Below are 13,760 nucleotides of genomic sequence, written 5' to 3' on the forward strand. Positions count from 1 at the left end.
GTTGATAGATTTTTAGACAAACAACTTCAGACGACAAGGGTATGCATTTAAGCAATGCATACCCTGGGCTTTTCGATCAACACTATTACTTGGTTTCCGGAATTCCATAACTCTGGAATGCTGAACTTTCTGGCAATCGATAAATTTGCTTACCTAATACTTGGTTAATAATAGAAGCGTTTCTGTAAGCACCCATCCCAAGATCTGGACCACCAACCCCATGTTGGAAAATCTCCGGATTTTGTACAAAGACACGCCCAACACCTTGGTCACAGCGTTGAGCTATAAAATCTTTTTCAACAATCAAGTCTCCATGTTCATCTGTAGCCAAGACTGAACCTTTTAGATCATTCAACCACTTAGGCCATTGGTGAGCATATCCTGTGGCACAAATCACTGCATTAGTACGGAGGTGAAAAGTTTGCTCTTGTTGCGATTGGTAACATTGGACTTCCATCTCCTGGTTATTAACAGATATAACCACCTCGTTGACTTGACTATTTGAATATAAGCTAAGCCCTGGTGAACGCCCACCAATAGAACGTTCGTATAGCAAATCAAAAATCTCAGCGATAGTGTACCCACTGATCCCTTTGTAAAGCTGTCCTTGACCTTCTACGATACTGCGACGTTTTTCACGCGAAAGAGTATGGAAATAATGCATATATGCAGGAGTAAAGCATTCTTGTCCTAACTTAGAAGCCTCCATTGGATGGAAACCAGCAGAACGAGTTACCCAGTTGACCCTTGCCCCGGCTTCTATTTGTTCAAGAGATAAATCACGGTATAAGTTGAGTACACACTCAGCGGCACTTTGACCGGAGCCAACTACGGTAACACTATTACACTTGGCCAGCTGCTCTCGCATGTGACCAAACCTAGCGGAATGTTGAACCAAAGAGTGATTCGTACTTTTTGCCCATTGAGGTAACCAAGGGATGGTACCGACACCAATAGACAAGTCTCGGCTATATCGCGTCTTAACTTCCCCTTCGTTTAACTGACTCTGAATAGTAAAGCATTCAATATCCTTTAAGTACTTTACATCTACAACAGTTTCACCATAAGCACAATTTTCTAATTTACCTGCAGCCCACTGACAGTAATGATTGTATTCGCTTCTTGGCACTAGAAAAGTTTCGTAATAATAAAATTGGTATAATCTGTCGTGTTGTTTGAGGTAATTTAAATAACTTAAAGGGTGAGTTGGGTCTGCCATAGTGACAAGGTCAGCTAAAAATGGAACTTGCAATGTTGCGCCCGGAAGCAGCATCCCGCTATGCCAATTGAACTCTTGTCTACGTTCGATGAACTCAACATCAAGTTCAGGGTGATGAGAAGTTAGAGCTGCCAACCCTAAATTAAACGGCCCTATACCAACACCGATGATATCTTTTATTATTGTATTCACTATTTATCCTTGCTATGAGATTAAAATATTATAGTCATCAGGTGACCTAAACCTCAGGGATTGATTTACCCTAACAAGTCACCTTCTTTTGGAAAGTTCGTGTCAAATTTACAAACCAGCTTATATCTAAAAATCAACAACCTGCTGTAAAGCGAGATCTTTTACATCGTCAGCATTTCGGCAACGAATAAGTTGCATTACTGGCAAATCCACTTGCAACTCCTTATTGAGGTCTATACTGATTTGTTTAAGGTGACTAGGCCTTAGTCCCAATTGAGAAAAAGATAGGTTGTCGCTGTCAGAATTATTTTTTTCTTTACCAATAACTTGGCAGTAAATATCAAAGATCTTTCGCTTAGTTAAATCAATGTCCCAACTTTCGTTTGGATCTCGATCTACCAACTCGATAACTCGAGACCGGCCAATAGGTAATAGCTTATGCGACTGAACCACATATTGAGAAGTCTCAACCATGTGATCTAAAATCATGTCAATACGATCCAATATTGCCTTCACTAAATCATCTGCAACTGCTTCACTGGCATAATCAACACTGAACATGATTGAGCCTCCCGTAATTGCAACAAAACGTATATCCATTGCAACTTGTGGGGTTTGCGTCAAACCTCGTTGAAGGGTCATTGACGCATCGTCACTTAAAACTGGCCATGACAAGCCATTAGTAATGACGATTGGAAGAGCTGGTGCCGGCCCACACCGTTCAAATAGAACTCGAGCTAAATCGACCCCCGAAAAAGCCAAATGCTCAAGACCTTCTAAAGTATCTACCTGTAAAGTTTTTGCTCGCTGAAGAAAGTCATACTGATGAGCATTCCACTGTGTAACAATAAAACTCGACTGACTTGCATAATTAGCACTCGTCATTGGTAGTACGGGTACTGCAACACAAAGCTGACCATTACAGACATGAGAAGACAACGCTTCCATTGCAACCGACATCATCAGAGTATTTTTGTATAACCCCTCCTTCCCAGCAACACGAACCAATTTTTTTACAGTTTCTTTTTCGATTTTCAGACTCTGCCTTTGATATCGAGAGTGCGAAATTGATTTGAGAGGTTTATGCCAAGGGAAACACATCGACTTTTCAACAGTAGCCAGTTTATTCAGCCAGTACTTTTCATCCTTAGCCCGTGCACTTTGCACGTGTTCATGGTCCGGCTCAAAGTCAAAAGAGGGTATATATGGTGCCTGCTCATCAAATAGCTCCACTAATAAAGAAGCAATGGAGCGAGCATCAAGAATTAATGCATCAAAGCGAGAAAATACATAAGTATCTGTTTCAGAAAGAGAGAAGGTAGTGACATTCCATAACGGCTGATCTAGATCAAACATATTATGATTATATGTATATCTGAAACGAGCTAACTCTTCCTCTGCCTTATCTTTTTCTAAGTGCCTTAAGTCCACATGTGCCAAATTAACTTGAGGACATTGACTTACCTGTAACTTAAGCGATTTACTATCAATAAATGTTCTCAAACAAGGGTACTTAACCACCATGGTAGATAACCGATGACGAATTGAAGAAGCAGAAAGAGTCCCTCGATGTTCCAAAGTTTCTTGCATTGCAACGCCACCAAGAGGCATTTGGGTCGTTCTGCCTAGTAAGTAAGCTCGCTGCATTGGAGTCAATTCAGACTCAAAATGAGAGAGGCAAACTAATTTAGGCTGCAAGTTATCTAATGGTGCTACTAGTAAGTCAGGAGTCGAAATAACGCTTTTAGTTAAAGCGACAAAATTCTCAAACATTGCCGACGTCCATTCTTTAGGTAAAGCTTCTTGACGAACATCCCAATTGATCATGATTCCGTCATCAATACTCACAACTTGTGAATCAAGCGCTACATGTGAGCCTTGAGAAATCGTCCAGTTCATTTTGCCAAAATGTTTATGGACACGACGAGAAAATAGATTCCCACTAGGTAAATCAATCGCAGAAGTAAAGACGACCGGCGCTAACTGAGTGCAGCCATGATGTAAAGAAAGGTCTCTCATCATACTCACACCATCATATCGACTGTGGCCAAGTAAAAGTCCCATTTTATCTGCGACCGTATGACAAAACTCAAGGAGAGTCTTAGACTCTTTCATGTCCACACTAAGAACAACAAAATTGACGAAATCCCCGACTAAGCTTTCGGTCCCTTCAATGATTGGCGGTCGCCAAAATGTTGGGACGTTAATTCTAAATGTTTCATCTCCGGTTGCTTTACCTAATGTCCTGGCAAACAAGCCGAGCATCAAATTAGCTGGCGTAAGGTTGTTTTTACGAGCAAGAGTGATGAGATCAGTTCGCTGTTCAGCATCTAACCAGGCCGAATAATGGTGGCTTTCAGCTTTATTAGTATTGGGCTCGAAAAAAGGCAATGAAGGAGAAGGAGCTATATTATTCAAATTCGATTTCCACCACGCCCTATCGGATTTCCTCTGAGACTTGAGAATAGGGTCATTTTTTGCCATGCCATGCCAAGAAAAAAACGTCGGATTGTTCTTAACCTCGGAAGCTCCACTTTCGTAAAGCATCGCTAAATCCTCAATTAAAACTCGGCAACTATCTGGGTCAATAGCAATCATATCGCTATCAATATGTAAGCGGAATGCATTATCAGGTAATAAACTAACGGAGAATCTTGCAACTTGCCCTTGCGTCAGGTCAAGCATTTGATGAGCCCAGCTTTGTCTTTTTTCAATCAATGCTTTATGCATATTCTCGGGCGATAGATGAGTGAAATCTTCTATTTCTAAAAGAGCGTGATTAGGAACATCAATAATAGAACTTTCGCCTAAATGGTTTACTTTCAGCCGCAGCATTTCATGTCGTTTATATAAACTCCCTAATGCTGATTTGAGTTTATCAATATTAATATTTTCGCCATCGAATTCGGTGTAAAGGTGAGAAGCAACACTGCCTAGTTGCCCATTATCTTTTCTTCCAAACCAACATGCAGCCTGCATTGGTGTTAATTCACTCATCAGCTTTCACTTTGTTGACAATTCATTTGTTAGGCGTCATTATTTTGCAAACGATAATCATTTACAATAAAAACCTTATTATTATTAACTAGATAAGAGAAATACGTCACTTAACACGCTCTATTCAGGTCAGAAAAAATAAGAAACACCACCACATAGTGATATAGTCAGCAGTATGCATATCAAAGGCTTGACAAATACAAAATCAGGAGGGTAATTGAAACATTCCCTAAATAGTTGGCTTTATTAAAAATGACCAAAAAAACATGATAATTATAAATAGTTAAATAAGTTCAGAGCGCATGATAATCACATGCTCTTTAGTCCATTTCGACAACGATTAATAGGCAACGTAATGAAGCTATCTAATGAGGATCTCTGTAAGCTTAATAAATTCTGGCTTTACTGTGAGGAAAACCAATATTTTAATGTTGGTTACCCTGAATCAGCAGCTTTTGATTACTCTATACTAGAAAAGTTTATGAAATTCTCCATCAATAATTGTGGTGACTGGCGAGAAGAGAGTAATTACAAACTAAACTCCTTCGAATTTGAGAAAGAAGTTATGCGTTTTTTCTCCCAATTATTTAAAATACCGTACAACGACAGTTGGGGGTATATATCAAATGGCGGTACTGAAGGAAACATGTTCTCGTGTTACTTAGCTCGTGAAATTTTTCCGACAGCTTACATTTATTACTCTGAAGAGACACATTACTCGGTAGATAAGATAGTTCGATTACTGAATATACCTGCAAGGAAAATACGTTCGCTTCCGAGTGGAGAAATTGATTATCAAAATCTAGTAGATCAAATCCAAAAAGACAAACAAAAGAACCCTATTATATTCGCTAATATTGGCACTACGATGCGGGGTGCAACTGATAATATACAGCGAATTCAACAAGATCTCGCGTCAATAGGGTTAGAGAGAAATGATTATTATATTCATGCTGATGCAGCTCTCAGCGGAATGATCATGCCATTTGTAGAGCAGCCACACCCTTATTCATTTGAAGATGGTATCGACTCAATCAGCGTCTCTGGGCACAAAATGATTGGATCCCCTATTCCGTGCGGTATTGTTCTTGCCAAGCGACATATGGTTGACCAGATTTCGGTAGAAGTCGACTATATCTCTTCACGGGATCAAACTATCAGTGGCTCAAGAAATGGTCATAGTGCCCTATTCATGTGGACAGCAATCAAAAGTCATTCATTCGTAGATTGGCAAGGTAAAGTAAATCAGTGCTTGAACATGGCTGAATATACTGTTCAACGATTCCAAGAGGTAGGAATTAATGCTTGGCGTAATAAAAACTCCAATACTGTTGTATTTCCTTGCCCTTCTGAGCCTGTTTGGCGAAAACACTCTTTAGCCAATTCGGGCAGTGTGGCACACATTATCACCATGCCACACCTCGATGGTCCGGATAAGTTAGATCCACTCATCGAAGACGTCATTTACGACTTGCTCCCTAACTACAACATCCTCAACGTCAGCGGTCAAAACTAACAACAATATTCTATCAACCTCATTTCAATAGGCTTTATATGAAATATCGAGAGAGCTCAATAAGCTCACCAAAACTCACTCTATCTCAACTTTGTGGGTTAACTAGGGTGAGAAAATGATAAATAAGATCAGCCAACATTACGTTACACCAGCCTTAATACCAGCCTTAAGACCTTCATTAGCAAAACTTACTTTAGGGACTCTAAGTGAAATTTTTTCTGCAGTGGCAAAAATTGGTGCATTGCTATGTTTAATACAATTAATCGATGATCTATCTAACCAATGGGTTTACGGAGCCATCGGGCTTTGGATCTTTAGCGCATTGCTCTCATCTTTGTCCTCTTGGTTAGTACACAATGCTGAATCTCTATTTTCAGCAAGATTACGTCGTCAGGTGGCACAACACTTAACGCGCCTTCCAAGCAAGACTCTCTCTCGGTATGGTGATAATCAACTTCGCCGCTTGGTTTCAGAAGACATCAATACTTTACATCATATGGTTGCTCATCTGCCTTCAGAGTTTGTAACTTTCGCCATCGTTCCGGTAATGTCCATTACCATTATGCTAAATATGGCTGGTCCTATAGCGCTCTTAACCTTACTCCCTGGCCTTATTGCATCATTATACTACCTAGTCTTTCTGCCTAGATTCGCAGCTAAATATGGTGCAGAACGTATGAACATAATGGGAGAAATAGTCACCGCAGTAAATGACTACACCAGAGGAATTAGAGTTAACCGGGTTTATGGAACTCAATCAGGTGCGCTCGCGAGTTATCACGGGGCAACTCAACGCTTCACTAATGGCATTATAAAATGGGTAGGGAGTGTGGCACTTCCAGCTTCCATCGCTATAGCTTTACTTCAAGCAGTTTCTACTTTTGCTATAGCTTATTCAATTTCTTACCGACTAAGTCCATCAGCAATGGCTTCTGTGTTTTTTTTCGGCCTGGCTGTCGTTTCACCAGTATTAAAGCTTGGTCACGGATTAGACTATGTCACTGCAGGTAAGAATGCAGCTAAGAACATTGGTAAGCTTTTGAAACAAACACCTATAGGTTGTGGAAACGTCAATGTAGGTTCAAAAACACTTCCTTTACAGGCTTCAAAAATCTCGGTAATTAATGACACAACAACCATTATCGATAGCTTCACCCACTGCTTTCCAACAGGTTCATGCACTGCCATTATGGGACCAAGCGGCATTGGAAAAAGTACGTTGCTGCGTATTTTAGCCGGTCAAGAAGTACCTTATTCAGGAACCACCATGCTTGGCAGTTATGAACTGTCCACACTTACCGAAATGTCACGTCACATGGCGATACGTTATGTTCCTCAAGATATAGGGGTACTTAAAACGACAGTTAGACAGAACTTACAACTAACGGCACCAAATGCCTGCGATAGCGAATTCTTTGACGCCTTAGCTCTAGCCGAAGTAGATATTAACCTCGATTATGATGCCAGCCTTCTTTCTGGTGGCCAGCAGCAACGCGTCGCTCTAGCTAGTATATTTCTCAATCAAGCCAGCATTTTCTTGTTAGATGAACCAACGAGTGCACTTGATAAAAAAACAGCCTTATCCATCATGAAAAACCTAACTGAATTCGCGCAAAAAGAAAATAAAACCATAATCATGGTAACCCATGATGCAGAGCTAGCCCAACGAGCCGACTTTATATTGACACTACAAAAAAATGCTCAATTACAGGATGAAGAAGTATGACTTATCAAAATACCCCATCTTCCAAATCAAACATTCCCGCGAGCGCAAAATATCGTTTATACAGGGTGGGAGCTGGATGGGCGTTGGTTGCGGCACTCGAAGCCTTAACCTACACAGTTCTTGCACTATCATTGGTAAAACAAGCCCCGCCACTAGGTGTCATATCAGCAGCAATTGTCGCTATTTTGGTGACGGTTCTAGTAACACGAGCGGGGTTTATATCTGGTGCGCAATTAGCCGGAGATTTGTACTCGGCAGTCGGTCAATCTCTTAGTAAAGCAAAACTTTCTTGGTTTAACGATCAGCATCGAACGCAACTAACTCAACTTGCCGAACGAGGCATTCCTGGCTTTATGTCAATCCCAGCTCACCAATTACAAACATTTTTGCACACGCCATTAGTACCCTTATTCTTGATCGCTGGCATCGGAATCGTTGGGGGGGCAGATGTTGCACTAATCAGTGCAGTCTCATTGATAGGCGCATTGCTGCTGCAATACAAAGCACAGAATCACCTCAGTAACTCTGACAGCGAAAGACACAACGCTGATGTTCAAGCCACAAAATCAACGCTCGAGCTCATAGATCACCTTGATTTGCTTCGCTCAACGGCAGGACCTGAACGAGCGATAGAAAGGATTGACCAAAGTTGGTGTACACAAGAAAAAGTACATTCGAGAATCAACCTAACTGCATCCATGGCCACTTTAACCTCTGCACTTGCAACGGTCTTCCCTTTGGCCTGCGTCACTATCTACCTAGTTGTAGAAGGGGTTACCCAACCACTATTGATTTTGGGGCTGCTGATATTAATTACCAGAGCGGCTGCACCACTAGGAGAATTAGCCTTAGCTGGTTTCGCCATCAACGACGTAAAGTCCTCAATAAGAGATTACAACCAGCTAACCAATGTACCAACTCTACCTGAACCCAAACCAGAAAATGCTATTAGTCCTAATAACTACAATTTCGAACTAAATCATGTTGGCTATTTGGATCTTTTCAAGGACGCCAATGTAGAAATAGTACAAGGTGAAAAAGTTGTAATCAATGGCGTAAGTGGTAGCGGAAAGAGCACGTTATTAGGATTATTCTTAAGGTTTGATGACCCTAACCAAGGTCATATTTCGCTTGGTGGCATAAACCTCCAGAATATTCCATACGACATATTAATCCAGCACATCGCCTATGTCGCTCAGGATCCAATAATATTTACTGGAACATTGGCCGAAAATATTCGTTTAGGTAACCCAGAGGCAAGTAATGCTGAAGTAGAACTCTTTGCTAGGCAAGCTCAACTGAGTGAACTTATTGACTTATCAGGCGATGGAATAAACCAAAGTGTAGGCCAGAAAGGATCAAGGCTTTCTGGAGGGGAAAGACAAAGAGTCGCACTTGCTCGAGCTCTAATAAAAAAAGCACCTATCCTAATTTTAGATGAAGCCACCTCTGCACTTGATGAAGTAACCGAACAGAAAATAGCACAACAAACTCAAGCATTAGGTTCAACTGTTATTGTGGTAACACACAGAGACAAGAAAGTTTGGCATCCAACGCTAGAACTCACGATTGATAAACAAAGAGTCAATGTTCTTCGTCTTAGAACCAACAGTATACAAGATTACGAAAAATCGGCGGCTCCGCGATTAAGTAGAGCAATAAGTTCGAGATCTTTTTAAAAAAAATAATGCTAAAACTACTACTTATGGTGTTTATCTTTCGAATCCACATGCTGGCTTTAACCTTATAGTCAGCATCATCTTAAGAAACCATTATCTTTAATAAGTGAATTAAACTTTACGGATAGTATCCATGAATACGTTAAAAAACGTCATAAAAATCAAGTCAGCGATGTCTTTACCGAACCTAGAAAATATCTTAGATGAAACTATCATTAGCACAGAAACTAAAGAATTCATTTTCAACCAAAGACAAGAAATAGCCAATATCCTCTCAGGCGACGACTCAAGATTATTAGTCATTATCGGACCATGTTCAGTACATGAACCTAATGCAGTTATCGAATACGCGACTCGATTAGCAAATGCACAAAAGCACTACAATGGCACTTTGAAATTAGTCATGCGAACTTATTTTGAAAAACCACGAACACGAAGAGGATGGAAAGGATTTATTGTTGACCCAGATCTCAATGGTAAGTTCGATTTACTCAAGGGGATTACTCACAGTCGGAAACTAATGCAATCGATTCTAGAACTTGGTGTTCCCACAGCCAATGAGTTTCTCGATACTAATATCGCCTTATATATTGCAGACCTAGTATGTTGGGGAGCCATCGGTGCTCGCACTACTGAATCACAACCTCATCGACAGTTGGCTTCTGGGTTACATTGCCCTATTGGCTTTAAAAACGGTACTGACGGTAATATTGACATATCCATTGATGCTATACACGCAGCACAAGATTGTCATACGATGCTAACACAAACAACCGACAACCAAACTGTTGCAATACAAACTCAAGGCAACAATCACTGCCACGTAATCTTACGTGGTGGGGCAACTCCAAATTATTCGTCCCAACATATAAAACAAACCTCGCTCCAACTTAAACGAAGTAAACTCTCACCCAAAATAGTTGTCGACTGCAGTCATGGGAATAGCGGAAAACTCGCAAAAAACCAGTTAATCGTTGTTGAAGATATTGCTCGCCAGATCTCTTCCGGTGAAATCAACATCGCAGGTGTCATGTGTGAAAGCTATCTAGTTGGCGGCAATCAAAAACTCGGTAACGGAGCTCTCAATTACGGCCAATCAATTACTGATGAATGCTTAAGTTGGGAAGATACTTTAATATTTCTCGACCACTTGAATGTTGCAATGTTAAAAAAAGTGAGCTCTCAACTAACTCCAATCGAGTACGTTTAAGTCCTATTAACCATTTGCGAAAGTAAACAGTTACTAATCAAATGGTTAATAATCATATAACTCTTAATGCGATTAAACATCGCTTAACCCTCCAAGCCCGACAACATGTAAACTACAAAAATATCAATAAAAACATAAGCTTAACCAGATCGGGATCACTAAATGATATCGATTATCAATTGATATTGATTATCACTATCAATTATAATTCGCTCCATTACTAATTCAGAAAATGTTATGGCGAAGAGGTCCAACCTGTTTTGTCAAACCTATTGGTCTAAGCGTCACATAGAAAAATTTTTTGTATTACTTACTCGTCTATTTCTTATCAGCGATAAATAGAAACTTTAGTTTATGAGCTCGAGTAAATTAACATATTAATAAGGACAGTTTATGAAACGAGAGGTTGTCGGTTTTTCCAAAATGGCCAACGAGATGTTTAACAAAGAACTGTTAAAATCACCGTTCTTTTTTTCATCCCCCTATAATTCAATGCTTGGTGTTGGCATCAAAACACAATGTAGTCATTCCATACCTTTCTCACAACTAGCAAGCAAAGCTGAAGAGCTATTAAAAAAGGCTAAAACAAAGGATAGCGATAACCCTGTACTATTTGCGACCGTTCCATTTGACGAAAGAACACCCACTCAATTTTGTATTCCTGAAACGCTTTATGTTTCCAGCAGTACACGTAGTCAAGGTAGCAGTGATTGTACGTCTCAGAAAGCCAAGGTAATCTCGCCACCAACTGGGGAAGATTATAAAAATGGCGTATCTCATTTGCTGGACCTTTTTGATACCACTGAACTATCAAAAGTCGTACTTTCTCGATCGGTAAAAATTACGACCGATGAAAACATCAACCAATGTTCGCTATTACGTAACTTATTATCAATAAACACAAATGGTTATACTTTTTGCTCTCAAATCTCGGAGCGTTCTAAGCTTATGGGAGCGAGCCCAGAGCTGCTCCTTTCCAAAAAAGGCAGCCACGTATTATCTAATCCGCTAGCTGGATCTCGAGCTAAATCGTCTTGTGGTGTTGAAAACCAAAATGCGTATTCTTCTTTACTTGATACTCAAAAAGATCTAAACGAACATAACTTAGTAGTTGAGGAAGTCGAAAAGGTTCTCAGTAATTATTGCCATAACCTATATACGCCAATGGTTCCCTCTGTAATTGAAACAGAAACCATGCTGCATTTGTCTACTGTGTTACAAGGGCAAGCAGATGATCCAAATATCAACGCCTTAAAAATTGCAGCAGATCTTCACCCAACACCGGCAGTATGTGGTTTCCCACGACAACCAGCCTATGCTGCCATAAAAGAAATTGAAAATTTCGATCGCGGTTACTTTACCGGAATGGTGGGCTGGTGTGATGCAAGAGGCAATGGCGAATGGGTCGTAACCATTCGATGTGCAGAAGTAAGCCTACGATCTATGTCGATTTATGCTGGTGCAGGGATCGTTCATGAATCCTCACCTCAAAGTGAACTCGACGAAACCGGAGCTAAAATGAAAACCATTTTGCGTGCGGCTGGAATACAAGTAGATGAGTTACTCACTGTATAAGGGATATAAAATAATGATGAACGATGATTTTACACCTTGGCCTGAAAACATAAGTAAAAGGTATAAAGAACTAGGCTATTGGCAAGACAAAACCTTATTTGATCACCTTCATGAAACTGCTATGTCTTCCCCAGATGCGCCTGCCATTTGCTGTGGTGAAATCACCTACAGCTACCAGGACTTCTTGGATCGTATCTATAAGCTATCTGCCGGGTTTATGCAATTAGGTCTTAAGCCCGGGGATAGTGTCGTATTGCAAATCAATAACACTGCTGAATTCTATTTTTCATTTTTCGCTTTGACTATGAAAGGGATAACACCCGTTCTTGCTTTACCCGCCCATCGCTACTTGGAGTTAAGCTACTTTTGTAATCATGCTGGCGCTAGAGCCTACATTTTTTCAGATCATGTATCTGGTTTAACCTCGCGTAACATGGCTAATCAATTGATTAAAGAATGCAAAACTCTAGACTATGCTATTACAACAGGTGAAACAGGTCAGAGTAACCTTATTTCATTACAAAATTTATATATCACCCCTTGTATGAAGCAATATACCACTGCAGATAAAGTGGCTTTTTTCCAGTTATCAGGAGGGACAACAGGCACTCCTAAGCTCATTCCCAGAACGCACAATGATTATGCTTATAGTATTGTGGGAAGTAATCGCATCTGTCAATTTAACGCCGAGACACGTTATCTTTGTACCCTTCCTGCTGCTCACAATTTCCCACTAAGCTCTCCGGGAGCTTTAGGAACCTTCTTTGCTGGAGGGTGTATCGTGCTCAGTTTAGATAGTTCCCCTGAGAATAATTTTTCATTAATTGAAAAACATAGAGTCAATACATGCGCACTCGTTCCTCCCCTAGCCTTACTATGGATGCAATATGCACAAAACGCGCAACAAGATATTTCGAGCTTAGAGCTCATTCAAGTAGGGGGAGCAAAATTTAGTGAAAATGCCGCAAATAAATTCCCGCTGATTTTGGACTGTACGTTACAACAGGTATTTGGTATGGCTGAAGGTCTTGTGAATTACACACGGTTAGACGATCCGATAGATATCATCACGAAAACACAAGGTCGTCCTATTTCAGAACATGATGAAATACTAATAGTGAATGAAGAAGGCCTACCCGTAATGTTAGGAGAAGAAGGTCAGTTAATGACTAGAGGCCCATACACCATACGAGGTTACTACAAAGCGGCAGGACACAATCAACGTTCATTCGATAAAAACGGATTTTACGCGACGGGAGATCTTGTTCGGCAAACTCCTGAAGGTAACATCATTGTGACAGGAAGGAATAAAGACCAAATAAATAGAGGTGGGGAAAAAATTGCCACAGAGGAAATTGAAAATATACTACTTGAGCATAATGGCATTCATGACGTAGCACTAGTAGCAGTTCCTGACGAGTTTTTGGGAGAAAAAAGCTGTGCGATAATCGTATGTAACCAAGATGTTAACCTTAAGCCAGTTTCAATAAAGAAATTTTTATATGAGCAAGGTATCGCAGAATATAAGATCCCAGATCACATTAATTTTCGCCAAAAATTACCTAAAACTGCTGTTGGAAAAATAAACAAAAAGGCCTTGAGAGCCGAATATAGTACTTAAATACTTTCCCCCTTACTAACACCAA

The 13,760-nt window shown here is 40.3% G+C and carries 8 protein-coding genes; 6 read left to right on the forward strand and 2 right to left on the reverse strand.

The annotated features are described in order from the left end of the window. Window positions 1–85 precede the first annotated feature (85 nt). Window positions 86–1,414 carry an anguibactin biosynthesis histamine N-monooxygenase AngU gene (gene angU, locus M4S28_RS25970; protein ID WP_011154641.1) on the reverse strand — a complete coding sequence of 443 codons (1,329 nt, stop codon included), beginning with the start codon at window positions 1,412–1,414 and terminating at the stop codon, window positions 86–88. A 123-nt stretch (window positions 1,415–1,537) separates the two neighbouring features. Next, the gene (gene angN, locus M4S28_RS25975) at window positions 1,538–4,408 is read right to left on the reverse strand and encodes a multifunctional 2,3-dihydroxybenzoyl-L-cysteine cyclase AngN (RefSeq protein ID WP_249633873.1); all 2,871 of its coding nucleotides are present in this window, start codon (window positions 4,406–4,408) and stop codon (window positions 1,538–1,540) included. A 355-nt stretch (window positions 4,409–4,763) separates the two neighbouring features. On the opposite strand from angN, the gene M4S28_RS25980 reads away from it, so the two are divergent. The 6 genes from M4S28_RS25980 (at window position 4,764) to M4S28_RS26005 (ending at window position 13,735) form a co-directional block, all read left to right on the forward strand. Beyond that, window positions 4,764–5,924: a histidine decarboxylase gene (locus M4S28_RS25980; RefSeq protein WP_020977926.1), complete on the forward strand. Its 1,161-nt coding sequence runs from the start codon at window positions 4,764–4,766 to the stop codon at window positions 5,922–5,924. Window positions 5,925–6,039: 115 nt separating this feature from the next. Next, entirely contained in the window at window positions 6,040–7,650 is a 1,611-nt protein-coding gene (locus M4S28_RS25985) for an ATP-binding cassette domain-containing protein (protein WP_249633874.1), read from the forward strand. Then, window positions 7,647–9,329 (forward strand): ATP-binding cassette domain-containing protein, encoded by a 1,683-nt coding sequence (locus M4S28_RS25990; RefSeq protein ID WP_249633875.1) that lies wholly within the window; start codon window positions 7,647–7,649, stop codon window positions 9,327–9,329. Before M4S28_RS25985 ends, M4S28_RS25990 begins: the two co-directional genes overlap by 4 nt. Window positions 9,330–9,462: 133 nt before the next feature. Next, window positions 9,463–10,539, forward strand: a complete 1,077-nt coding sequence (locus M4S28_RS25995) for a 3-deoxy-7-phosphoheptulonate synthase (RefSeq protein WP_249633775.1) — start codon at window positions 9,463–9,465, stop codon at window positions 10,537–10,539. A gap of 393 nt (window positions 10,540–10,932) precedes the next feature. Continuing rightward, window positions 10,933–12,114 carry an isochorismate synthase gene (locus M4S28_RS26000; RefSeq protein WP_011154674.1) on the forward strand — a complete coding sequence of 394 codons (1,182 nt, stop codon included), beginning with the start codon at window positions 10,933–10,935 and terminating at the stop codon, window positions 12,112–12,114. A gap of 13 nt (window positions 12,115–12,127) precedes the next feature. Further along, on the forward strand, window positions 12,128–13,735 hold the full coding sequence (locus M4S28_RS26005; RefSeq protein ID WP_283780502.1) for a (2,3-dihydroxybenzoyl)adenylate synthase: 1,608 nt from the start codon (window positions 12,128–12,130) through the stop codon (window positions 13,733–13,735). Window positions 13,736–13,760: the final 25 nt, after the last annotated feature.

Source organism: Vibrio sp. J383 (genome assembly GCF_023503985.1).
GTDB classification, from domain to species: Bacteria; Pseudomonadota; Gammaproteobacteria; order Enterobacterales; family Vibrionaceae; genus Vibrio; species Vibrio splendidus.

Excerpts from the sequence above, each read along its gene's own strand:
- M4S28_RS25995 (WP_249633775.1), top strand. The coding sequence starts at position 9,463 with ATGAATACGTTAAAAAACGTCATAAAAATCAAGTCAGCGATGTCTTTA.
- M4S28_RS25980 (WP_020977926.1), top strand. The coding sequence starts at position 4,764 with ATGAAGCTATCTAATGAGGATCTCTGTAAGCTTAATAAATTCTGGCTT.
- M4S28_RS26005 (WP_283780502.1), top strand. The coding sequence starts at position 12,128 with ATGATGAACGATGATTTTACACCTTGGCCTGAAAACATAAGTAAAAGG.
- M4S28_RS25990 (WP_249633875.1), top strand. The coding sequence starts at position 7,647 with ATGACTTATCAAAATACCCCATCTTCCAAATCAAACATTCCCGCGAGC.
- angN (WP_249633873.1), bottom strand. The coding sequence starts at position 4,408 with ATGAGTGAATTAACACCAATGCAGGCTGCATGTTGGTTTGGAAGAAAA.
- M4S28_RS25985 (WP_249633874.1), top strand. The coding sequence starts at position 6,040 with ATGATAAATAAGATCAGCCAACATTACGTTACACCAGCCTTAATACCA.
- M4S28_RS26000 (WP_011154674.1), top strand. The coding sequence starts at position 10,933 with ATGAAACGAGAGGTTGTCGGTTTTTCCAAAATGGCCAACGAGATGTTT.